19 protein-coding genes are annotated in these 22,070 nt (G+C 47.9%); 12 read left to right on the top strand and 7 right to left on the bottom strand.

What is annotated here, in order from left to right:
• Positions 1 to 17: 17 nt before the first annotated feature.
• Complete coding sequence (gene ettA, locus M0413_RS14550) at positions 18 to 1,685, bottom strand: energy-dependent translational throttle protein EttA (RefSeq protein ID WP_249554723.1); 1,668 nt, start codon at positions 1,683 to 1,685, stop codon at positions 18 to 20.
• Positions 1,686 to 1,875: 190 nt separating this feature from the next.
• Here ettA and glyA point away from each other — a divergent pair, with 190 nt between their 5' ends.
• From glyA to M0413_RS14505, 9 genes are all read left to right on the top strand, one after another.
• Positions 1,876 to 3,129: a serine hydroxymethyltransferase gene (gene glyA, locus M0413_RS14545; RefSeq protein WP_055648585.1), complete on the top strand. Its 1,254-nt coding sequence runs from the start codon at positions 1,876 to 1,878 to the stop codon at positions 3,127 to 3,129.
• A 210-nt stretch (positions 3,130 to 3,339) separates the two neighbouring features.
• Complete coding sequence (nrdR, locus tag M0413_RS14540; RefSeq protein WP_011073317.1) at positions 3,340 to 3,789, top strand: transcriptional regulator NrdR; 450 nt, start codon at positions 3,340 to 3,342, stop codon at positions 3,787 to 3,789.
• A 98-nt stretch (positions 3,790 to 3,887) separates the two neighbouring features.
• The gene (gene ribD / locus M0413_RS14535) at positions 3,888 to 5,033 is read left to right on the top strand and encodes a bifunctional diaminohydroxyphosphoribosylaminopyrimidine deaminase/5-amino-6-(5-phosphoribosylamino)uracil reductase RibD (RefSeq protein WP_249554721.1); all 1,146 of its coding nucleotides are present in this window, start codon (positions 3,888 to 3,890) and stop codon (positions 5,031 to 5,033) included.
• 7 nt (positions 5,034 to 5,040) lie between these two features.
• Positions 5,041 to 5,697 (top strand): riboflavin synthase, encoded by a 657-nt coding sequence (locus M0413_RS14530; RefSeq protein ID WP_249554719.1) that lies wholly within the window; start codon positions 5,041 to 5,043, stop codon positions 5,695 to 5,697.
• Between the two features lie 67 nt (positions 5,698 to 5,764).
• Positions 5,765 to 6,868, top strand: a complete 1,104-nt coding sequence (ribBA, locus tag M0413_RS14525) for a bifunctional 3,4-dihydroxy-2-butanone-4-phosphate synthase/GTP cyclohydrolase II (protein ID WP_037421112.1) — start codon at positions 5,765 to 5,767, stop codon at positions 6,866 to 6,868.
• A gap of 140 nt (positions 6,869 to 7,008) precedes the next feature.
• Entirely contained in the window at positions 7,009 to 7,485 is a 477-nt protein-coding gene (gene ribH / locus M0413_RS14520) for a 6,7-dimethyl-8-ribityllumazine synthase (RefSeq protein WP_011073313.1), read from the top strand.
• 14 nt (positions 7,486 to 7,499) lie between these two features.
• A complete protein-coding gene (gene nusB, locus M0413_RS14515) occupies positions 7,500 to 7,904 on the top strand; it encodes a transcription antitermination factor NusB (protein ID WP_011073312.1) in 405 nt (134 codons plus the stop codon).
• Between the two features lie 78 nt (positions 7,905 to 7,982).
• Entirely contained in the window at positions 7,983 to 8,939 is a 957-nt protein-coding gene (thiL, locus tag M0413_RS14510) for a thiamine-phosphate kinase (protein ID WP_047534785.1), read from the top strand.
• The gene (locus tag M0413_RS14505) at positions 8,939 to 9,433 is read left to right on the top strand and encodes a phosphatidylglycerophosphatase A family protein (RefSeq protein WP_249554717.1); all 495 of its coding nucleotides are present in this window, start codon (positions 8,939 to 8,941) and stop codon (positions 9,431 to 9,433) included. The genes thiL and M0413_RS14505 overlap by 1 nt, the downstream gene beginning before the upstream one ends.
• Positions 9,434 to 9,549: 116 nt before the next feature.
• On the opposite strand, the gene recN is transcribed toward M0413_RS14505, so the two are convergent.
• Both recN and M0413_RS14495 read right to left on the bottom strand, forming a co-directional pair.
• Positions 9,550 to 11,208: a DNA repair protein RecN gene (recN, locus tag M0413_RS14500; protein ID WP_249554715.1), complete on the bottom strand. Its 1,659-nt coding sequence runs from the start codon at positions 11,206 to 11,208 to the stop codon at positions 9,550 to 9,552.
• A gap of 129 nt (positions 11,209 to 11,337) precedes the next feature.
• Positions 11,338 to 12,300 carry an AEC family transporter gene (locus tag M0413_RS14495; RefSeq protein WP_037421125.1) on the bottom strand — a complete coding sequence of 321 codons (963 nt, stop codon included), beginning with the start codon at positions 12,298 to 12,300 and terminating at the stop codon, positions 11,338 to 11,340.
• A 252-nt stretch (positions 12,301 to 12,552) separates the two neighbouring features.
• Between M0413_RS14495 and lldR the strand changes: the two genes are divergently transcribed.
• Positions 12,553 to 13,452: a LysR family transcriptional regulator LldR gene (gene lldR / locus M0413_RS14490; RefSeq protein WP_088586863.1), complete on the top strand. Its 900-nt coding sequence runs from the start codon at positions 12,553 to 12,555 to the stop codon at positions 13,450 to 13,452.
• 2 nt (positions 13,453 to 13,454) lie between these two features.
• On the opposite strand, the gene M0413_RS14485 is transcribed toward lldR, so the two are convergent.
• The 3 genes from M0413_RS14485 to barA form a co-directional block, all read right to left on the bottom strand.
• Complete coding sequence (locus M0413_RS14485) at positions 13,455 to 13,688, bottom strand: DUF3319 domain-containing protein (RefSeq protein ID WP_037421131.1); 234 nt, start codon at positions 13,686 to 13,688, stop codon at positions 13,455 to 13,457.
• 142 nt (positions 13,689 to 13,830) lie between these two features.
• The gene (locus M0413_RS14480) at positions 13,831 to 14,430 is read right to left on the bottom strand and encodes a YjaG family protein (protein WP_088586864.1); all 600 of its coding nucleotides are present in this window, start codon (positions 14,428 to 14,430) and stop codon (positions 13,831 to 13,833) included.
• Complete coding sequence (gene barA / locus M0413_RS14475) at positions 14,405 to 17,212, bottom strand: two-component sensor histidine kinase BarA (protein ID WP_249554713.1); 2,808 nt, start codon at positions 17,210 to 17,212, stop codon at positions 14,405 to 14,407. The genes M0413_RS14480 and barA overlap by 26 nt, the downstream gene beginning before the upstream one ends.
• A gap of 101 nt (positions 17,213 to 17,313) precedes the next feature.
• Here barA and rlmD point away from each other — a divergent pair, with 101 nt between their 5' ends.
• Together rlmD and relA are read left to right on the top strand one after the other, a co-directional pair.
• Complete coding sequence (gene rlmD / locus M0413_RS14470) at positions 17,314 to 18,663, top strand: 23S rRNA (uracil(1939)-C(5))-methyltransferase RlmD (protein WP_249554711.1); 1,350 nt, start codon at positions 17,314 to 17,316, stop codon at positions 18,661 to 18,663.
• A gap of 189 nt (positions 18,664 to 18,852) precedes the next feature.
• The gene (gene relA / locus M0413_RS14465; protein ID WP_172589568.1) at positions 18,853 to 21,060 is read left to right on the top strand and encodes a GTP diphosphokinase; all 2,208 of its coding nucleotides are present in this window, start codon (positions 18,853 to 18,855) and stop codon (positions 21,058 to 21,060) included.
• A gap of 456 nt (positions 21,061 to 21,516) precedes the next feature.
• Here relA and M0413_RS14460 read toward each other — a convergent pair whose 3' ends face one another.
• Complete coding sequence (locus M0413_RS14460; protein WP_249554709.1) at positions 21,517 to 21,843, bottom strand: hypothetical protein; 327 nt, start codon at positions 21,841 to 21,843, stop codon at positions 21,517 to 21,519.
• Positions 21,844 to 22,070 lie beyond the last annotated feature (227 nt).

Raw genomic sequence — 22,070 nt, 5'->3', positions numbered from 1 at the left:
GATTCTAGATTCTCGATCTATTTAGTCATGCGCTTGTATTTCAGGCGGTGTGGCTCAACCACATCGGCACCATAGGTGTTCTTCAACCACGCCGAGTATTCGGTGTAGTTACCTTCGTAGAAGTTAACTTGGCCTTCGTCGCGATAATCCAGAATATGGGTCGCGATACGGTCTAAGAACCAACGGTCGTGCGAGATCACCATAGCGCAACCTGGGAATTCGAGAATCGCTTCTTCCAGTGCGCGCAGGGTTTCAACGTCTAAGTCGTTGGTCGGCTCGTCGAGGAGCAGTACGTTACCGCCAGCCTGCAACAGTTTAGCTAAGTGAACACGGTTGCGCTCACCGCCCGATAGAGTACCGATAATCTTTTGCTGATCTGCACCACGGAAGTTAAAGCGGCCCACATAGGCGCGACTTGGAATTTCCATGTTGTTGATGCGCATGATGTCTTGACCACCGGAGATTTCTTGCCAAATGGTGTTTTTGTCATTCATCGAATCGCGGAACTGTTCAACCGACGCCAATTGCACCGTTTCACCTATCTCAATGCTGCCGCTGTCAGGGGTTTCTGCGCCAGATAACATACGGAACAGGGTCGATTTACCTGCACCGTTAGCACCAATAATACCGACGATAGCGCCTTTAGGTACAGAGAACGACAGGTTGTCGATAAGGACGCGGTCACCATAGGATTTGGTTAAGTTTTTAACCTCAATCACTTTGTCACCTAAACGCGGTCCGGGCGGAATAAACAGCTCGTTGGTTTCGTTACGTTTTTGGTAATCGTTAGTGTTCAGCTCTTCAAAGCGCGCCATACGGGCTTTACCTTTAGACTGACGGCCTTTCGCGCCTTGGCGAACCCATTCTAATTCTTTCGCAATGGTTTTTTGACGCGCGCTTTCCGCGGCAGATTCCTGCTTCAAACGGGCATCTTTTTGTTCTAGCCATGAAGAGTAGTTACCTTCCCATGGGATACCCTCACCACGGTCAAGTTCTAAAATCCAGCCCGCAGCATTGTCGAGGAAGTAACGGTCGTGGGTAATCGCCACAACGGTGCCCGAGTATTCCTGCAGGAAGTGCTCGAGCCACGCGACGGATTCAGCGTCCAAGTGGTTGGTTGGTTCGTCGAGCAGCAGCATTTCTGGTTTTTCCAGCAGCAGACGACAAATCGCTACTCGGCGGCGCTCACCACCCGATAGCACTTCGATTTTTTCATCCCAATCTGGCAGACGCAGCGCATTCGCCGCGCGCTCGAGGATGTTGTCCAGATTGTGCGCGTCCTGTGCCTGAATAATCGCTTCAAGTTCACCTTGCTCTTTGGCAAGCGCATCGAAGTCAGCATCAGGCTCTGCATAAGCGGCATAGACTTCGTCTAAGCGTTTGAGAGCATTTTTGGCTTCAGAAACCGCTTCTTCAATCGCTTCACGCACGGTTTGCGTTGGGTCGAGTTTGGGTTCCTGTGGCAGGTAACCAATCTTCAGCCCTGGCATTGGGCGCGCTTCACCCTCAATCTCGGTATCGATACCGGCCATAATGCGCAGTAGGGTGGATTTACCTGAACCGTTAAGACCTAACACACCGATCTTGGCGCCGGGGAAAAAGCTTAAGGAAATGTCTTTAAGGATCTGCTTCTTAGGCGGAACAACCTTGCCCACCCGCAACATGCTGTAAACAAACTGAGCCATTTTTCTGCATCTATAAGTGACTAATGATGCGGCTAATTCTACTCGATTGCGCGCCGAACTCAACTCGGCATTGAGGCGCATTCAAGCTAAAACTGTAGGATTTTCATGTTTCAGAGACTGGGATTGTCGGCTCGTTACGAGTAGAATACCGCGCAACCCTACCTACAAGAATTGGCAGCTGGAGTAAGCAATGCTGAAAAAAGATATGAATATCGCAGATTATGATCCGGAACTGTTTAACGCGATTCAGAACGAAACTCTGCGTCAAGAAGAGCATATTGAGCTGATTGCTTCTGAAAACTACACCAGTCCACGCGTGATGGAAGCGCAAGGTTCACAACTAACCAATAAGTACGCCGAAGGCTATCCAGGCAAGCGTTACTACGGTGGTTGTGAGTATGTGGACGTAGTTGAAACCTTAGCGATTGAGCGTGCAAAACAACTGTTTGGTGCGACCTACGCAAACGTGCAACCTCACTCAGGTTCTCAAGCAAACAGCGCCGTTTACATGGCATTGTTAAAACCAGGCGATACCGTTTTAGGTATGAACCTCGCTCACGGTGGTCACTTGACCCACGGTTCACCTGTTAACTTCTCCGGTAGACTGTACAACATCATTCCTTACGGCATCGATGAATCAGGCAAAATTGACTACGACGAAATGGAACGTCTGGCGGTTGAACATAAGCCTAAGATGATGATCGGTGGTTTCTCTGCTTATTCAGGTATCGTTGACTGGGCAAGAATGCGCGAAATCGCAGACAAAATCGGTGCTTATCTGTTTGTCGACATGGCACACGTTGCGGGTCTTATCGCCGCTGGCGTGTATCCAAACCCAGTGCCACACGCGCACGTTGTGACCTCAACCACTCACAAGACCTTAGCTGGCCCTCGTGGTGGTATTATTCTGTCTGCTGCCGATGATGAAGAGTTATACAAAAAGCTGAACTCTGCGGTATTCCCAGGCGGTCAAGGCGGTCCTTTGATGCACGTTATCGCGGGTAAAGCGGTCGCCTTCAAAGAAGCTTTAGAGCCAGAGTTTAAAGCTTACCAACAACAAGTGGTTAAGAACGCTAAAGCCATGGTTGAAGTGTTCTTAGAACGCGGTTACAAAATCGTTTCAGGCGGTACTGACAACCACTTAATGCTGGTGGACTTAATTGGTCGCGACTTAACCGGTAAAGAAGCCGATGCCGCGTTAGGTAGCGCGAACATCACAGTAAACAAAAACTCTGTGCCAAACGATCCACGCTCTCCATTCGTGACCTCTGGTGTACGTATCGGTACGCCTGCGATCACTCGCCGTGGCTTTAAAGAAGCTGAAGCGAAAGAGTTAACCAGTTGGATCTGTGACATCCTCGACGATGCCCACAATCCAGCGGTCATCGAGCGCGTAAAAGGCCAAGTATTGGCTCTGTGCGCCCGTTTCCCTGTTTACGGTTAATTAGTTAATTTATCCAGATATGGCGGCTGAGTTCACAACTGCTTAGGGTGTCACTCTTAGGTGGTTAACCTCAGCCGATAAATAGGATAAAATCCCATGGCCGCATTAAGCGGCCATTTTTATTGCTAAAATCGTAGACTTAAACCCGCTCGGTTTAAGCGAGAAACAGCGAAAGCCATAGGCTTTATTCCATTCACGGCAGGAGGCTCAATGCATTGTCCATTTTGCAGCGCGACAGATACTAAGGTGATCGATTCCCGATTAGTGGCGGAAGGCCATCAAGTGCGTCGTCGCCGAGAATGCACCGAATGCCACGAACGATTTACCACTTTCGAAGGGGCCGAATTAGTGATGCCACGGGTGATTAAACGTGATGGCACGCGTCAACCCTTTGATGAAGAAAAGCTGCAAGCAGGTATGTTACGCGCGGTCGAAAAACGCCCCGTGTCCATGGATGAAATCGAGCAGGCCTTAAGTAAAATCAAGTCAACGCTGCGGGCGACTGGCGAGCGTGAAGTGCCATCCGAGATGATAGGCAATTTGATGATGGAACAGTTAATGAGCCTAGACAAGGTTGCCTATATTCGTTTTGCCTCGGTTTATCGCGCCTTTGAAGACGTCTCCGAATTTGGTGAGGCGATTGCGAAACTGCAAAAGTAACGTGGGTTCTCTTAAGTTAGTGCTTAGGTTCGTGCTTAGGTTAGTGCCTCGTTTTGCGCCGCATTCGGCACGCTTCCTCAAGATTTCATAGGGTTTATATGAATTGGTCAGAACTCGACAACCAGATGATGAGCCGAGCCATACAACTGGCTCACAAAGGATTTTATACCACTCGCCCCAATCCCAGTGTGGGCTGCGTTATCATAAAAGATAACCAGATTGTCGGTGAAGGTTATCATCAAAAAGCTGGCGAGCCCCACGCCGAGGTGCATGCACTGCGCATGGCTGGCGAGCTTGCCCGTGGCGCGACCGCTTATGTCACCTTAGAACCTTGTAGCCATTATGGCCGCACACCGCCGTGCGCCTTAGCGTTGATCAATATCGGTATTAAACGTGTAGTCGTTGCGGTGGAAGATCCTAATCCGCAGGTCGGCGGGCGCGGTATTCAAATGCTGCGCGATGCGGGTATTCAAGTGGATGTGGGATTACATCGCGATGAGGCCTATGCCTTAAATCTTGGTTTTATGAAGCGCATGGAGTCGGGTCTACCTTGGGTGACGGTCAAACTGGCCGCGAGTCTCGATGGTAAAACCGCGTTATCAAACGGGGTGTCCAAATGGATTACAGGCCCCGAAGCGCGCCGCGATGTGCAGCGTTTACGTTTGCGCGCCTGCGCCATAGTGACTGGGATTGAAACCATATTGGCCGATGACCCATCCCTAAATGTGCGCTACTCAGAGCTTGGTAGTCTTACCTCGCAATTGAGTGAAGCGCAGGTTTTACAACCGCTGCGAGTGGTTTTAGACAGTCGTGCCCGTATGCCGATTACGGCAGCCTTGTTTACAATTGAATCACCGATTTTATTAGTCTCGACAGTGAGCTATTCGTCAGACTTTACGGCGCAATTACCCGCCCATGTGACTTGTCTTCAATTACCGGCGATTGATGGTCGAATCTCCTTAGCTGCACTATTAAGCTATTTAGGCAAAAGCTGTAATCAGGTGCTTATCGAAGCGGGCGCGACCTTAGCGGGTGCCTTTATCGGTGCGGGATTAGCTGATGAGTTAGTGCTATATCAAGCGATGAAAATCCTTGGGGCACAGGGACGTAATCTACTCGAACTACCCGATTATCAAATGATGGCCGATATTCCGACCCTCAAACTGGTCGATGAGCGTAAAGTGGGCGCGGATACGCGTTTCACCTTGAGGCTCAAGTCCAATCCATCTTTAGCGAATAAGTGAGTTAACCATGTTTACTGGGATTATTGAGGCCGTTGGCACGCTGCGAAAGCTTGAACGCAAAGGCGATGATATTCGTTTGACGGTCGCCAGTGGCAAACTGGATTTAAGCGATGTGCGTTTAGGCGACAGTATCGCCACCAATGGTGTGTGTTTGACTGTGGTGCAACAATTAGCCGATGGCTATGTGGCGGATGTGTCAGCAGAAACCGTCAGCCTTACAGGCTTTGCCGACTATAAAGTGGGCACTAAGGTCAATCTTGAAAAGGCCGTCACCCCAACCACACGTTTAGGCGGCCATATGGTCAGCGGCCATGTGGATGGCATTGCCACCGTTGAGCAGCGTTTGGCGCGGGGCCAAGCGATTGAGTTTTGGTTAGCGGCGCCTGCGGAGCTGGCACGTTATATTGCTCATAAAGGTTCTATCACCATCGATGGTGTGAGCCTCACGGTAAACGAAGTCGATGGCCATCGTTTCAGATTAACCATAGTGCCCCATACCGCGGGTGAAACCACATTGGTGGATTTGAAAGCCGGCGATAAGGTGAATATTGAAGTGGATTTAATCGCCCGCTATTTAGAGCGTTTAATGCGCTTTGATACTAAAGAAACCCAAGGCGGTGGGGTGACCATGGAAATGTTAGCCCGTGCTGGCTTTGTGCGTTAGGGCACTGGCACTTAGCTCACTTAGGTATAGAATTTCATAACAACAGTAAAATCATAAAGGTCCTACAATGGCGCTGCACAGTATAGAAGAGATCATCGAGGATATTCGTCAAGGCAAAATGGTTATTTTGATGGATGACGAAGACAGAGAGAACGAAGGCGACCTGATTATGGCGGCCGAAATGGTGACGCCAGAAGCGATTAACTTTATGGCGAAATACGGTCGCGGGTTAATCTGTCAAACCATGACCAAGGCCCGTTGCCAGCAGCTAAATCTGCCCTTGATGGTAACCAATAACAATGCGCAGTTCTCGACTAACTTTACGGTATCGATTGAAGCTGCCGAAGGCGTAACCACCGGGATTTCGGCCCATGATCGCGCCGTAACGGTAAAAGCTGCCGTGGCTAAAGATGCCAAAGCGTCGGATTTAGTCCAGCCTGGGCATATCTTCCCATTAATGGCGCAGGACGGCGGCGTGTTAACCCGCGCTGGCCACACAGAAGCAGGTTGTGATTTAGCCCGTTTAGCGGGGCTTGAGCCGTCGGGCGTGATTGTTGAGATCCTTAATGAAGACGGTACCATGGCTCGCCGCCCAGATTTAGAGATTTTCTCTGAAAAACACGGCGTTAAAATCGGCACTATTGCGGCGCTGATTGAATACCGTAACACCAAAGAAACGACCGTTGTGCGTGAAGCAAAATGCAAACTGCCAACCCGTTTTGGTGAGTTCGATATGGTGACCTTTAGGGATACTATTGACAACCAATTACACTTTGCCTTAGTGAAGGGTGAGGTGAAACCAGACTGTTTAGTGCGGGTGCATTTACAGAATACGTTTAACGATCTACTCCATTCTGAGCGCGATCAGCAACGCAGCTGGCCGCTCGAAAAAGCGATGGCGCGGATTTCTGCCGAAGGTGGTGTGTTAGTATTGCTTGGCAATCAAGAACATCCCAGTGAAATCCTCGCCAAGGTCAAAGCCTTTGAGGCGGAAGATCAAGGTCAGACGCCCGTGTCAGCCAAATGGCAAGGTACTTCACGCCGTGTCGGTGTAGGTTCACAAATTCTGGCCAGTTTAGGCGTGACCAAAATGCGACTCTTAAGCTCGCCTAAGCGTTACCATTCACTATCAGGCTTTGGCCTAGAAGTGACAGAGTACGTGGCTGAGTAACAGGCTAAGCTTTTAATAGGTTCCACTAAGGTAAAATTCACCATTTCTATCATTTGCATAAGGCCGTGGGCAATTGACTGTGGTATCATGTCGCCACTTTTCGCCCCGAGCCGGGTGCTTTAGCTAAATTAGGTAAGAAAATGAACGTAGTTCAAGGTAATATCGAAGCGAAGAATGCCAAAGTTGCGATTGTAATTTCGCGTTTTAACAGCTTTTTAGTAGAAAGCCTGCTTGAAGGTGCACTTGACACGCTGAAACGTTTTGGCCAAGTCAGTGATGAAAACATCACTGTCGTCCGTGTACCTGGTGCGGTTGAGTTACCGCTGGCGGCACGTCGTGTTGCTGCAAGTGGTAAGTTTGACGGCATTATTGCACTTGGTGCGGTAATCCGAGGTGGTACCCCTCACTTTGATTTTGTTGCAGGCGAATGTAACAAAGGTCTAGCTCAAATTGCATTAGAGTTCGATCTGCCGGTTGCTTTCGGTGTATTGACTACAGATACCATTGAACAAGCTATTGAGCGTTCAGGTACTAAAGCGGGTAACAAGGGCGGCGAAGCTGCGCTAAGCTTGCTTGAAATGGTCAACGTTTTGCAACAGCTTGAACAACAGTTGTAATAGTAGGAAAAATAATGAAGCCTTCTGAGCGCCGCAAGGCCCGCCGTTTAGCCGTTCAAGCCATTTATTCATGGCAACTAAGCGGGAATAATATTGCCGATGTCGAGCATGAGTTTTTAACTGAACAGAGTCTCGATGGTGTAGACGTAGCTTATTTTCGTGAGCTATTTGCAGGCGTAGCAACTAAGAAAACCCAATTGGATGAGTTGATCATTCCACACTTAGATCGCCCTATTGATGAGGTGTCTCCAGTGGAGAAAGCCATAGTACGCCTAGCGGCCTATGAGCTGACTTTCCGTAAAGATGTGCCATTTAAAGTTGCCATTAACGAGGCGATTGAATTGGCTAAAGCTTTCGGTGCGGATGAAAGCCATAAGTTTGTTAATGGATTACTCGACAAACTGGTTGCACGTAAGTAATAAGGACAAACGGTATCTTAGGATACCGTTTTTCATTGCTAACAAAGGTGGCCGATGTGAGTCGCGCCAAACTGTACAGTGAAAGAATTCCAGCTTATTGAATGTTATTTCAATCACCGCGGCCCAGCACGCCGTGATGTCAAATTGAGTATTGGCGACGATTGCGCCCTTGTGCAGCCCGCCGAAAATAAGTCGATCGCCATTTCCTGCGATACCTTAGTCGAAAATGTTCACTTCTTCCCCGATATTCCACCTCAAGCCTTAGGTTACAAAGCCTTAGCTGTAAATCTTTCTGATTTAGCGGCAATGGGGGCCGAGCCTGCGTGGATGACGCTTGCACTCACTTTGCCAGAGGTTAACGAGACCTGGCTGAGTGGTTTTAGTGAAGGCCTGTTTGAAGCGGCAGAATATTATGGCATCGCCTTGATAGGTGGTGACACAACTCGCGGGCCTAGGGCGATTAATATCACAGTGCACGGGCAAGTCCCCCATGGTAAAGCCTTGACCCGTCATGGCGCTAAGGCCGGTGACTGGATTTATGTAACGGGTACGCTTGGTGATTCTGCGTTAGGGCTGGACTTGATCCGCGGCGTGCAACATGCGCGAGCGGAGCATAAAGAGTTTTTGATTAATCGCCATTATCGACCCACTCCTCGAGTATTGGCTGGGCAATCATTGCGCTCTTTGGCATCCAGTGCCATCGATTTATCCGATGGTTTTATCTCGGATATTGGGCATATCCTCAAGGCATCAAAGGTTGGCGCTGTAGTCGATGTGGGGGCGATTCCTTTGTCGCGCGCGATGCAAGATACCGTGAGCGAAGAACATGCATTAGGCTATGCGCTGACGGGGGGCGAGGATTATGAACTGCTCTTTACCGTGCCTGAGGCACAAAAAGGTGCGTTAGAAACCGCCCTCAGCCATGCTGGTACTAAGTTTGTCCGTGTTGGGCAAATCTGTGCGGGCAGTAAGCTTAAGTTGCAACTTAATGGTGAGCTATTTACGCCACCGTACCACGGTTTTGAGCATTTTTAATGAAGTTGTTATCCCAAGATCAGGCGCTGTCGCGCCTGTCCCTTAAAAATCCTATTCATTTTTTAGCCCTCGGTTTTGGCAGTGGTTTAGCGGCTAAGGCTCCAGGTACTTTTGGTACCTTGGCGGCAGTCCCGCTCTATTTATTATTGGCCCAGTTGCCCTTGAGTTGGTATTTAGCCCTGACCTTAGTGTGCGTACTCGCGGGGATTTATATCTGCGATAAGGCCGCTAAGGACATGGGCGTACATGACCATGGCGCGATTGTATGGGATGAAGTTGCAGGTTTATTGATCACTATGATTGCCGCCCCCGCTGGTATTCTGTGGCTCGCTGTCGGTTTTGTGCTGTTTCGGCTATTCGACATCCTAAAACCTTGGCCGATTCGATGGCTTGATGCCAAAGTTGAAGGTGGTTTTGGCATTATGATAGACGATGTGTTAGCTGGTATTTTTGCACTTATTTGTCTGCAAGTAATTGTCTTTATTAGCCAATAATATCTTTAGTTAACCCAAACTAAAGTTCGTTACCCTATAAATGCCAATGCCTTATCTGCTGTAGATAAGGCATTGGTTATAAAGCTTTATTTTCGTTGCGGTGGCTTACTGTATTTTTACTGTAATAGTTCTCGTGCATTGGCGAGAGTGTTAGAAGTAATTGTATCGCCACCAAGAAGTCTGGCTAATTCTTGGATACGTTGCTCCCTATCCAAAGGCATCATAGTGGTTTCTGTACTGCCCGCCTTGTTGAATTTATTCACAAACATATGTTGATGGCCATTACCAGCAACTTGAGGTAAATGGGTTACACAAAGTACTTGAGTCGATTCTCCTAGACTACGCAGCATTCTGCCAACCACAGCAGCGGTCGGGCCTGAAATTCCCACATCCACCTCGTCGAAAATCAGGGTAGGAGTGGCAACCTTTTTTGCAGTAATCACTTGGATGCCTAAACCGATACGCGATAATTCACCGCCAGAGGCAACCCGTGAAATCGGTTGTAAAGGCTGTCCAGGGTTGGTTGTGACCATAAACTCTATATTATCGCTGCCATTTACCGACATAATCTCGGGATTAAAATTCACTTCAATGGTGAACTTACCCTTGGGCATGTTGAGTTCGTGGATAGATTGAGTCACTAACTTATCCAGTTCTTTCGCATAACGGGCGCGGCTCTGGCTCAGTTTTTGTGCGTTCGCTAAGTAAGCGGTTTTACTCGCTTCAACTTGGAGTTGGATTTCCTCTAACTTAGTTTCATCGTCATCGAGGGTTGTGAGTTCCGCTTTGAGTGCCAAATGATGTTCGGCTAATTTGTCAGGGCTAACATGATGCTTACGGGCCAGTTGCATAGCCTTTGAGAGTCGTTCCTCTAAATAGGCAAAATGCGCGGGATCGAGTTCGAGTTTACTCAGGTAATGCTGTAATTCTCCCGCGCTCTCTTGTACTTGAATAAGGGCTTCATTCAACATAGTACTGACATTGGTTAATGCGGGATCATAGCTTTGCAAATTTTCAGCAAGGCTTACAGTTTTGTTAAGCAGTGACTCAATATTGCTCTCTTCGCCATCTGTGAGTAAATATAGGCTGGCTTGGCAGCTATCCACCAGTTCAGTGCCATTGGCGAGGCGTTTATGCTCTTGCTCAATGTCCTCAAATTCACCGACCTTGAGGTCGAATTCATCTAGCTCTTCAACTTGATATTGCACCAGCTGTTTTCGGGCAATACGTTCATGCTGTGAGGCTTCTAATTGCTTGAGTTCGGCTTCGATTTGTTTGCAGCGTTGATAGCTTGCTGCCACTGTGTCTATCAGTAGTCTGTGATTGGCGTAGCTGTCGAGCAAGGTGAGTTGATGCTCACTCTTTAGCATAGCGTGGTGGGCGTGCTGACCATGGATACCGACCAGCAATTGCCCGAGTAATTTCAGTTGAGTTAACGGCACAGGATTGCCATTAATGTAGGCGCGTGAGCGGCCATCACTGCCAATAGTTCGACGCAGAATACACTCATCATCAAGTTCGAGATCGTTATCTTCGAGCCAACGTTTGGCAAGGGGAACATCGTGTAGTGAAAATCGAGCACTGACTTCGGTTTTACTTGCACCAGGGCGAACACTACTGGCATCGGCACGATTACCTAGGCACAAACCTAAGGCGTCGATAGCGATGGATTTACCTGCGCCAGTTTCACCAGTAATGCTGGTCATACCGGGACGAAAATCCAGTTCGAGAAAACGGACGATAGCGAAATTATTGATGCTGAGTTGGCAAAGCATAATGAGTTCCTGTCGCAAAACTTACCAAATCACTGTATTGATAAACAGTATATACTGATTTTATATACAGTAAAGTGGCTTTGGGTAAATATTCGACACATTGCAATAAGCTAGAGTTTAATCGCTTGTTTATGAATAGGTTTTAACAAGTTGTTCTAAAATAGGTAAGCTAAAAAAAGTCACTATAGTGCCAAATAATATCCCCTGCGCACTGGTTGAGGCTTGGGTGTTATAGCGCTGAGCAAGTAAATAGACGCTGGCCGCCGTAGGTAAGGCACTGAGGATTACACCCATCACTAAGTAATCTCCACTAACGCCAACGCTTTTAAGCATGAAGAAAACCAATGCGGGTTGTAGGATTAATTTAAAGAGGTTGATAAGGCTAAGTTCGATAAGATTCGTCAGGCTAAATACCTTGCTATCTTTTTGGTAGCGCATGGCTTTGGCTAATACCATGCCAACGGCAAATAAAGCGCAGGGGCTTGAGGTATTGCCAATTTGTTGGATCATCATGGCTACGCCAGAGGGCAGTGTTATCCCCAATGCCGAAATTGCAATGCCGATAAAGCAGCCGATAACGATGGGATTTTTAACCACAGCTAAACACATGATCACTACGGCGTGGTGTTGTCTGTGGGTATTTGTCGTAAGCTCCAGCGAGACCAAGGCCACGGCAAACATAAGCACGGACAATAAACTGGCTATGGCGGCGGCAACTAGGGCGCTTTGTTGTTCAGGAAATATAATCACCAGCAGCGGAATTCCAATAAATGCGGTATTGCCAAAGGTGGCATTTAAGGCGCGCACGGCGGCAATTGCATGCTGTTTGGGATTGAAAAGTAAGGATATACCAACACAAATCAGATAAATCATCAGCATGGCGGCGCTATAGCCTGCAATAAATCCCCATTGCAGAATTTCTTCAATCGGTTGCTGGGCCAGTGCAATCAGGAGAATGGCAGGAAACGCAATATAGTAGACATATTGATTGAGCACTTGGTCGGTTTCTACTGGGAGAAAACGCAGTTTTTGTACAAGTGTGCCGAGCAGCATGATCCCGAAGACGGCAAACAGAGGGGTTAAAATGGTCATATCCCTCACTCATCCTTTTGTGTTTTTGCTTTCCCGCAAGAAGACGTTGTGGGTGCGCTAGCAGGGAATAATACCTAGGGTAATTGACGATAATCGGTGTTAGCGCAGTAAACTTATTGGCAAAATAGCATAGGATTAACCTTGGAAGCTATTGCGCTATGGTCGTAGAAATGAATAATTCTACGTTTAAAACACAATGAGTTAGTGCCTTATACCTGTGAGCGGCACTCACGCTAAACGATGGGATTGAACATGGCTGATGATGTTGGCGCTGAGCTGCAGTTAATTTATCTGTTTGTGCATTTGGTGAATGCGGGCAGTTTTTCTCAAGCCGCGAAAGTGCTCGATATGCCTATCGCTACTGTGAGCCGTAAGCTGGCCAAGCTTGAAGAAAAACTCGATAAGCAATTGTTTATGCGAAGTACCCGCAAGCTGCGATTAACCGAGGAAGGTTTAGCGTTATTTCAGCGATATCAGAGTGTGATTGCGCAGTTCGATGAACTCAGTGGCATTGGCAGCGATAAACCTGAAGGCACATTGCGGATAGCTGCGCCAATCTCAATTATTTCAATTATCTTTATTCACGCATTAAACGAGTTTGGCCGTTTATATCCCGATATTCGTTTACACATTTCCCAAAGCAATGAGTTAGTGGATTTAATTGATAAAGGGATTGATGTCGCGATTGTCGGTGGTGCACAGCCTGATTCTTCTTGGGTGTCGAGTACTTTAGGTGAGCTTGATTATCGTTTGTTTGCGACGCCGGAATATTTAGCCCATGCCCCTGAATTGATCCATCCCGATGATCTTGAAAACCATCAGTTGATCAAAGTTTGGCCGCTGTTTAATTGGCATTTAAAGCATCCTAATGGCGAGTCTTTCTATTTTAATGGCCCAACAAAACTCACGCTCACGGATCTCCATGGCGCGATTCAGGCGACCTTAGATCATGGTGGTATTCTGTATGGGCCAGAATTATTCGTAAAACAACAGATTAAAGAAGGGCGTTTAAAAGTGCTCTTACCGGAATGGATTGGCGAACAACGTAGAATTTCGATTCTTTATCACCAGCGTAGTCAGCAACCGCTGAAAGTGAAGGTGTTTATCGAGTTTATGCAATCCAAAGCGCCTGAACTTTTTTCAATGGCTTAAGATTAACGTTTACGGGGTTTTAAAGTATTTTGGCTCATGGAGTTTTGCGTTTGCTTAGCATCTTGCAGGCTCGCGCGGGTGGCTGGCACAATCCCAAGCTCACGGTAATAATTCACTAAACGGCGTAATTCAAATAGAGAACCAATACGGTTTTGCCCGCCTATAGTGAGTTTCCAGGTATCGGTAAGGCCTTCGCTATTGGTTAAAATAAAACCTTGATAAACAATTTTTTTCATATTGAATGGGTTATAGAGTTAACTCTATCCTCCGGTGATTCAAACCCGTAGCTGATGCTACCTAAGCAGTAAAAATGTTAGGTAACATCACCGGATTTTCAAGGCAACTGAAGAGATAAACCCTAGACCTTAAAAGGGTTTATTATGCGACGCTGATCCCGATATTCGATACACCCGCTTCGATAATCTCTTTGCGTAAACCCTTCACTAATTCGGCAGTAATCTTAGGATTTTCTTCGATAATTTCCAGCAGGGTATTTTGTAGCGCGCGCTCTTCTTCCATCACTTCATGGGCGAAGACGTAGTCATCTAAGGCATCATCGGTTAAATCCACATCGCTGATGGTCTCGATATAGTTCGCCACGGTGCTTGAGGATAACTTGCTGATATTGGTGATATCTTCCTCAAGGTTGGTTTGAATCGCCCCAAGCAAAGTGGAAAGCGCAACCACGGCATCCATTGCTGGGTATACGCCATAGCTATCAAAATCGGCAGGATCTGGGGTGTTATCTTCTAAGCGTTGCAGATGCACATCGATGTTGAATTTCAGCTTATTGTCGTACTGGGATTGCCAAAGAAGCTCGAGCACAGTGCTTAATACCGCAGGATCACCAAACTCACAAACCTCTGAAAACAGTTGATAGTTAGGCAACATTCGTTGGCAAAGGGCAATGGCAAAGAGTTTTTTCTGTGGTAGTTCTAGCGCTTTTAAACGCTTAAAGAAGCCCGTTTTTTTGGTCATCTGTTATTTCCGCTGATAGCTGTGATAGCACTTGTTTTGCCGCCGATTCTACCTTAGTTAGCTCATCAAGTAACTCTAGTATTTCCGGTTCGAGATCTTCGACACGGGCATCACGTTTCAATGCCGATTCAATCTCTTGGCATAATCGCTGTGTGGTCGGCACCCCGCAATAGCAACTGGCGCCATGAAGTTTATGGATAGTGCTGAGCATCGTGGTTTGATCGTTTTGACTCAGTGCCGTCTCTATCGCCGAGACCGTTTGAGGTAACGATTCCAATAACATGCGTAGCATATCTAATGCTAGGTCAGACTTATGGTTAGCTTGGGTTAAGCAAAGATCCCAGTTGAGGGTATGTAAATCAAAGTGAGTGAATTTGGGCCGAGTAATCCAGCGGTTAATCTCTGCTTTAAGTGCGGCTTCATCTATGGGTTTGGGCAAATAACCATCCATGCCACTACCTAAAATTAGCTCACGTTCCTCGGCAATTGCATGGGCGGTCACGGCAATAATCGGCGTATTGCGGTTCATCGACCCTTGGCGAATTTGCTTGGTCGCGCTGATGCCATCGGTGCCTGGCATCTGGATATCCATAAAGATAAGATCAAAAGTGCGAGTCTTCGCCTGTTTTACCGCTTCTTCACCGCTATTGACGGCGATAACGGTAGTGACTAGTTCGTTAAGCAGCGTATCAATCAGTTTTAAATTGGCGAAGTTATCGTCCACCGCTAATACGGTAAGCGATTGGCGCGCCGCTGGAACTGTAATACTTGCGGGTGGTAATAGGTCATATTCCATTGGTGGATAGAGCATATTACGCGCCAGTTGGTGCTCGCTTACTGGCAGAGACAATACCACGTCAGCATTGGGGCGAATAAACTGACTTAACATGTCTTGCTCTTGGCAGTCGAATAGCACGACTAAACAATCTGTTTTTGTCTTGGCTAGATTTAACGTACTCACCAATTGATTGGGATTGCTAAATCCATGGCAACTCAATAACACATAATCAAACGGATGCTCAGTCGTTGATAGGGTTGTCTGCAAACTAGGAATATGTTGATGATGAGTGACCTTAGTATCCCACTGTGTTAGTTGGCGACTAATCACTGAATGGGTGAGTACTCTGGGCTCATAAAAGAGCACGGTTTTATCTTTCAGTTTTTCAAGCGGTAGTGAATCACCAATTTGGAATTGACCAAGGCCTAATGGTAGGGTGAACCAGAAGTTAGAGCCCTTATCCACCGAAGAGGTAAAGCCAATTTGGCCGCCCATTTGATTGACGAGGCGTTTGGTGATGACTAATCCAAGCCCTGTTCCGCCAAAGCGGCGGGAAATCGAGGAGTCCGCTTGACCAAAAGCTTGGAACAGGAAGTCTTGCTGACTTTCATCAATCCCAATCCCGGTATCGATAACATCACAGCGCAGCACCACTTGTTCTTCGGTCTGCGCTTGTAATTCTAATTTAACCAGTACGCTGCCTGAGTCGGTAAACTTAATAGCATTGCCCACTAAGTTATTGATAATTTGGCACACACGCATCGCATCGCCATTAACGTTGTCGGGGACGTTGGGCGCAATATCGACGACCAATTCCAGCCCTTTGGCCTGCGCACTGCCGGAGATTAAGGTGATGGTTTCACCCAAGGTTTCCCTTAAGCCAAATGGCATGCTTTCTAGCACCATTTTACCGGCTTCAAGTTTCGAGAAGTCGAGGATATCGTTGATAATCGCCAGTAGGTTGGTGGCGCTACGCTCGATGGTGTTAATGTAATCGACTTGGCTCGAGTGCAGCGGGGTTTTAACGAGCTGACGGGCAAATCCTATCACGCCGTTTAATGGGGTGCGCAGCTCGTGGGACATGTTCGCCAAGAATTCCGACTTAATACGACTGGCCTCCAGCGCGCGTTTTTTGGCTAAGTCGAGCTCAACGTTTTGGATCTCAATCTGCTCTAAGGTTTCCCGCAGATCCGATGTCGCCTGATCGATATTTTGCTGCATCTCATCGTGGTATTCCGATAATGATCCTGCCATGGCATTAATGCCGCGTTTCAGCAGATCCAGCTCGCCAATAAGATTGCCTTCGAGCCGCGCATCCAGTTTACCCTCACGGATTTTGGCGACCACCCGCACCATTTCGGTAATCGGCTGGGTGACGTTTTTAACCAGACGAAAGGTAAACAACAGGTTCAATTGCACCCCAATCAACACAATAATAAAGGCGGCCACTGCGGCCCTGTGTTGCTCGAGCAAGGCGCGTTCTTTATTGATAATGACCGAAATATAGCCGAGCAGCTCGCCATTATCGGTTTGGATATCAAAATTTGCAGGCTCGCCGCCCGTAGGCTGAGCGGTTGCAAAGATCGGTGTGCGTAGAATAAGGCTGTCGCCTACATGTTCAATTTCGGTTTTATGCAGATTGGTTAGCGCCTCTTTGTAGCGCATGATCTCGAAATCTTTATGGTAGTGCGATGTAACAAAGAGTTGATTATGGATATCAAAAATCGCAATCGATTTAACCAGCGTGGATTTATTGAGTTGGGCTGCGGCAAGGAGTCTTTTTGTTGCTTCCCTATCATTACCGACCAGTCCCACTTCGCTGGCAATCGCTAAAGGCTCGATAATATTACTGCCCTGTTCAATCAGCGTATCTTCGAGTTCATAGAAGCGATTTATGGTAAAGTAGCTGCCCAGCAGAATACCGACTAAGATCGTCGGCGCAAGCGCAAGCACCAGAACCCAGGAACGTAAGCTGTATTTGGTCATGTTGTTGACAGGGTTCATAGCCGCAGCGCAGTTTCCTAAGTTCTAGGGACGATATAATTTTATAAGACTGCCAGAAAAAGGGCGGTCTTGACCAGTTTTTTATTGATTTAGAGGCCGAAATGGCACAATTTTTTAAAGCAAAACCAAATAGTTCCAAGCAATTGTCCGCGAAGCAATCCTTTAGCGTGCAACAGCTCGATCACCTTGGGGCAGGTATAGCACAACATCAGGGAAAAGTCGTATTTATCCCCGGCGCCTTGCCCAGTGAAACCGTGCAGGCGCAGCTGACCGAACAAAAGAAAAACTATGCCCGAGCCAAGCTGATTAAAGTCGAGACGCCAAGCGCTGAGCGAGTCACGCCGTTATGTCCACACTACCAAAGCTGTGGTGGCTGTGATTTGCAGCATATGTCATTAACGGGTCAGCGTGAGCATAAGTCGGCGGCCTTGATTGATATTATGGCCAAATTTGCCGGCGCCGAAGGCAACTCAGTGCCCGCATTGACCGGCGATGGCTGGCACTATCGCCGCCGCGCACGCCTTGCAACGTTATTTGATAAAAATACCAAGCAGTTGAGCTTAGGGTTTCGTGCATCGAGCAGCAACCAAGTGGTGCCTATTGATAGCTGTTTAGTCTTGGCTAAGCCCTTAGCTGATTTAATCACGCCCTTTGCTAAGTTACTTAATCAACTTGCGGCCAAATCGAGTCTTGGGCACTTAGAATTGATTGACGCCGACAATGGTCATTTTGCGGTAATTCGAATCACTAAATCCTTAAATGATAAGGACATGGCTAAGCTTGTGCAGTTTGCCGAGCAGCATCAAATCCATATTTGTTTGCAAGACAACAACGGCGAGTTCCATGGGGTGAATGGCACGCTGTTATTGCCCGTCTATCAGCTGCTCGATGATAAAGCCGATGCAACACCTGTGAGCTTAACCTTTACCCCTGGCAACTTTGTGCAAGTCAATGCGCAAATTAACAAGGCCATGGTGGCGCAGGCGTTAGACTGGTTAGCACCGCAGCCGGGTGAGCGCATTCTCGATCTCTTCTGTGGTATGGGGAACTTCAGTTTGCCTTTAGCTAAACTGGGCGCCGAAGTGATTGGGGTTGAAGGGGTGCCAGAAATGGTTAGCCAAGCCCGTGAAAACGCGGCGGCAAATGGCTTAAGCAATTTAACCTTTTACCATGGCGACTTAAGTGCCGATTTATCCTGCGAGCCTTGGATGGGCAAGATTGATAAATTGCTACTCGATCCTGCGCGCGCGGGTGCATTTGAGAGTTTGCAATGGCTTAAGAAAATGAAACCTCGCCGAGTGGTGTATGTGTCTTGTAATCCGGCGAGCTTAGCCCGCGACAGTGCGGTGTTGCTCGAACGTGGCTACAAGTTACAAAAGTTAGGCTTAATCGATATGTTCCCGCAGACACATCATATCGAAGCCATGGCGTTGTTTGAGCTTGCAAAATAAGTCTTGTATGTCGGGCAAGGTTTTCTCATTTGCCCGCGTTATTCGTGTGTAAAGTAAGCAAAGCGTTTGAATAACGTAAAAAATGTGAAGTTTCGTCTCGTTGGGTTTGACAAGTCCGTGCCAATGCTGAAGATAGGAGTGCCGAGGTGGTGCCACTTTTCTTTGAGCACGAATAAGGAAATAAATTAGATGGTCTCTGTTCGCGAAGCGCACTTTAATGATCCCGATTTTCATCTTGAAGAGTGGGTGGCTCGCTATGTTAGTCATGTCGATGAGGCGCAAACCTTACTCGCCCTGATTGAGCAGGTCGATGCTTTACCCGCTAAGAGTCCTGCCGCGAAAAGAGAACTGCTTGAACGTGCCCGCGAGATGATTGAAATCCTCGCGCCGCTGAATATGGACATTGAGACGCTGCAAGCGGCCATCCTGTTTGTGGTGTTTGATGCCGGTTTATTAGACGAAGAAGCGATCAAAGAAAAGTTTGGTGAGCCGCTGGCGCGGTTAGTCGCCAGCGTGGTGACCATGGATGCCATTGGCGCGTTAAAAATCAATCCCAATAGCCGCTCAACCGAGCCGCAAATCGACAATATCCGCCGCATGTTGCTGGCGATGGTCGAAGACGTGCGCGCCGTGGTGATAAAACTGGCCGAGCGTGTTTGTTTGCTGCGCGCCGTGAAAAATGCCGACGAAGAAACCCGCGTCTTGCTGGCCCGCGAAATTGCCGATATCTATGCGCCGCTCGCTAACCGTTTGGGGATTGGTCAGTTAAAGTGGGAATTAGAAGATATTTCCTTCCGTTATCTGCATCCAGATACCTACAAGGACATTGCCAAACAGCTTGATGGTAAACGGTTAGACCGCGAAGTCTATATCGAAAAATTTGTTGAACAGTTGCAGCAGCGCCTCGATGAGGATCATATCCGCGCTAAGGTGTATGGTCGTCCAAAACATATCTACAGCATCTGGCGCAAGATGAAGGGCAAACACCTCAAGTTTGATGAGTTGTTTGACGTGCGCGCCGTGCGGATTGTCACAGAGCGTTTGCAGGACTGTTATGGCGCCTTAGGCGTAGTGCACACTCTTTGGCATCATATTCCACGCGAGTTCGACGACTACGTGGCCAACCCTAAACCTAACGGTTATCAATCCATCCATACGGTTGTGGTGGGGCCTGAGGGTAAAACCGTTGAAATTCAAATTCGTACCCAAGATATGCATGAAGATGCAGAGCTTGGGGTTGCCGCGCACTGGAAATACAAAGAGGGTAATCACTCCGGTAAGCAAAGCGGTTACGAAGAAAAAATCAATTGGCTGCGTAAAATTCTGCAATGGCAGGAAGACGTGGTCGAAAGCGGCAACTTGGTCGAAGAAGTCCGCAGCCAAGTGTTTGAAGACCGAGTCTATGTGTTTACCCCAAGCGGTGAAGTGGTCGATTTACCACTCGGCTCAACCGTGCTCGACTTTGCCTACTATATTCACTCGCAGGTCGGCCATAAGTGCATCGGCGCTAAGGTTGATGGCCGCATTGTGCCGTTTACTTATCAGGTTGAAACGGGTGAGCGTATCGAGATCATTACCTCGAAGCACCCTAATCCTAAGCGCGATTGGCTCAATCCAAACTTAGGCTATATCCGCACCTCGCGGGCGCGCTCGAAAATTCAGCATTGGTTTAAGCAGCAGGACCGCGATAAAAACATTATCGCCGGTAAAGAAATGCTCGAAGCCGAGTTGGCGCGAGTGAGCCTTAAAATCAAAGATGCTGCCATCGCCGTTGAGCGTTTTAATATGGCGAGTATGGACGACTTGCTTGCGGCCATCGGCGGCGGGGATGTGCGTTTACATCAGGTCGTTAACCATATTCAAAGTAAGTTGCGCCTCGATGAGGCGAGCGAAGAAGATGCGGTAGAAGAATTAGTTAAAAAGAGCCAATCTAAATCTGGTACCAACAGCCGTGGGCAGGTTGAGGTGAATGGCGTGGGTAACTTACTCAGTCATATCGCCCGTTGCTGCCAGCCCGTGCCTGGGGATGAGATTTTAGGATTCATCACCAAAGGGCGCGGTATTTCGGTGCATCGCTCCGACTGTGAGCAGGTGAAAGAGTTAATGCGCGTTCATCCAGAACGTGGCGTCGATGTGGTTTGGGGCGAGAACTATTCAGGTGGTTATCGCATGCGCCTGCGCGTCTTGGCCCATGATCGCAGCGGATTATTGCGGGATCTCACCTCAGTACTTGCCGCCGAAAAATCCAATGTGCTCGCCATGAGCTCGTCATCGGATATTAAGAATCAGACGGCAGCCATCGAGCTGGAATTAGAGCTATACAACCTCGATGGCTTATCGCGGGTGTTATCTAAGCTCTCCCAAGTCGATAGCGTGATAGAAGCGCGCAGATTGTAATTCTCGACTCCAATGGTTATCGGTTGTAAAAGGCGGTAGGGCATAAAGCACTACCGCTTTTTTGTATTTGGGAGTTTGTAGGGTAAAAGCGTTAAAATAGGAGTGCTAATACCTATACGGCTAAATCACTTATTTGGTCAATTGAAAGCTGCGGAAGATTGATGGATGAGCCATGGCACTTGCTCCCCGACGCGCAGCAAGTCCGTCCTTGGATGCTCGACCGCCCCGTCCATGGGGCGGACGGTCGTCTCGCTAATCTCCATGGCTCACCTTTTTAGTATTGGCGTAATCTGTCGGTTTGAAAGAAGGTACTTGTCTCGTTTTGGGACAAAAGCGTGTTAGATCCCCAACACTAATTTTTGAGTTTCGGATTAAAATTTCTATGGGTTTAACGTTTATGTTAAGGGGCGGCGGCACGCCGTCCCAGAGAGCGAAGCGAACGATTTGAACATATAGTTAGGTGCTTGGCTCACTGCAAATAATTTGTGATGAAAGAACAACAAAGCGTGTAGCTCCTGCTGTTGACTCAATGCCCCATGGGAGATCAGTGCAAACGCAAGCCAGCATTTGGCCTGCGCCGTTTGCCCACTGCGATTCTAGTTCACACCCGATAACTCCGTGACGCGGATAATTAGATGAAGCTGAGAGATTCTCGCTGCTGACTACTGGTGCTTTTTCGATGAAAAAGTGAGATTGCCCATTTGCGTCAAACAAAACGCATTCGACCCAGCCTGGAAACTCACTGTTGATGAACCGCAAGATTTTTACGGAGATATTTGGCATAACACGTAAGCACCTAACGCCGCGATAAACGGTGGTTTTTAAGTTGCACTTTTGCCATAAAATGGAGCGAAGCGGAATGGCAAAAGTGCAACTTAAAAGCCATCCGTTTGATTGCTTTGTGTACGCCCAGCATGGGCATGAACTAATGAGGTGAAAGTCCTCTGTAGGAAGGTCACCGTTCAATAACATCCTGTTATTAAACGTTAACTACTAGCGAATGGCAAGGG

Origin of the sequence: Shewanella sp. 8A, assembly GCF_023475945.1 — a bacterium.
Taxonomy (GTDB): Bacteria; Pseudomonadota; Gammaproteobacteria; order Enterobacterales; family Shewanellaceae; genus Shewanella; species Shewanella xiamenensis.
The sequence above is the reverse complement of the archived record's forward strand: the minus strand, read 5'-3'. Positions and strand labels throughout refer to the sequence as shown.

Excerpts from the sequence above, each read along its gene's own strand:
- glyA (WP_055648585.1), top strand. The coding sequence starts at position 1,876 with ATGCTGAAAAAAGATATGAATATCGCAGATTATGATCCGGAACTGTTT.
- nusB (WP_011073312.1), top strand. The coding sequence starts at position 7,500 with ATGAAGCCTTCTGAGCGCCGCAAGGCCCGCCGTTTAGCCGTTCAAGCC.
- lldR (WP_088586863.1), top strand. The coding sequence starts at position 12,553 with ATGGCTGATGATGTTGGCGCTGAGCTGCAGTTAATTTATCTGTTTGTG.
- M0413_RS14460 (WP_249554709.1), bottom strand. The coding sequence starts at position 21,843 with ATGCCAAATATCTCCGTAAAAATCTTGCGGTTCATCAACAGTGAGTTT.
- ribD (WP_249554721.1), top strand. The coding sequence starts at position 3,888 with ATGAATTGGTCAGAACTCGACAACCAGATGATGAGCCGAGCCATACAA.
- M0413_RS14480 (WP_088586864.1), bottom strand. The coding sequence starts at position 14,430 with ATGACCAAAAAAACGGGCTTCTTTAAGCGTTTAAAAGCGCTAGAACTA.
- M0413_RS14505 (WP_249554717.1), top strand. The coding sequence starts at position 8,939 with ATGAAGTTGTTATCCCAAGATCAGGCGCTGTCGCGCCTGTCCCTTAAA.
- ettA (WP_249554723.1), bottom strand. The coding sequence starts at position 1,685 with ATGGCTCAGTTTGTTTACAGCATGTTGCGGGTGGGCAAGGTTGTTCCG.
- M0413_RS14495 (WP_037421125.1), bottom strand. The coding sequence starts at position 12,300 with ATGACCATTTTAACCCCTCTGTTTGCCGTCTTCGGGATCATGCTGCTC.
- M0413_RS14485 (WP_037421131.1), bottom strand. The coding sequence starts at position 13,688 with ATGAAAAAAATTGTTTATCAAGGTTTTATTTTAACCAATAGCGAAGGC.
- nrdR (WP_011073317.1), top strand. The coding sequence starts at position 3,340 with ATGCATTGTCCATTTTGCAGCGCGACAGATACTAAGGTGATCGATTCC.
- rlmD (WP_249554711.1), top strand. The coding sequence starts at position 17,314 with ATGGCACAATTTTTTAAAGCAAAACCAAATAGTTCCAAGCAATTGTCC.
- relA (WP_172589568.1), top strand. The coding sequence starts at position 18,853 with ATGGTCTCTGTTCGCGAAGCGCACTTTAATGATCCCGATTTTCATCTT.
- barA (WP_249554713.1), bottom strand. The coding sequence starts at position 17,212 with ATGAACCCTGTCAACAACATGACCAAATACAGCTTACGTTCCTGGGTT.
- ribH (WP_011073313.1), top strand. The coding sequence starts at position 7,009 with ATGAACGTAGTTCAAGGTAATATCGAAGCGAAGAATGCCAAAGTTGCG.
- ribBA (WP_037421112.1), top strand. The coding sequence starts at position 5,765 with ATGGCGCTGCACAGTATAGAAGAGATCATCGAGGATATTCGTCAAGGC.
- M0413_RS14530 (WP_249554719.1), top strand. The coding sequence starts at position 5,041 with ATGTTTACTGGGATTATTGAGGCCGTTGGCACGCTGCGAAAGCTTGAA.
- recN (WP_249554715.1), bottom strand. The coding sequence starts at position 11,208 with ATGCTTTGCCAACTCAGCATCAATAATTTCGCTATCGTCCGTTTTCTC.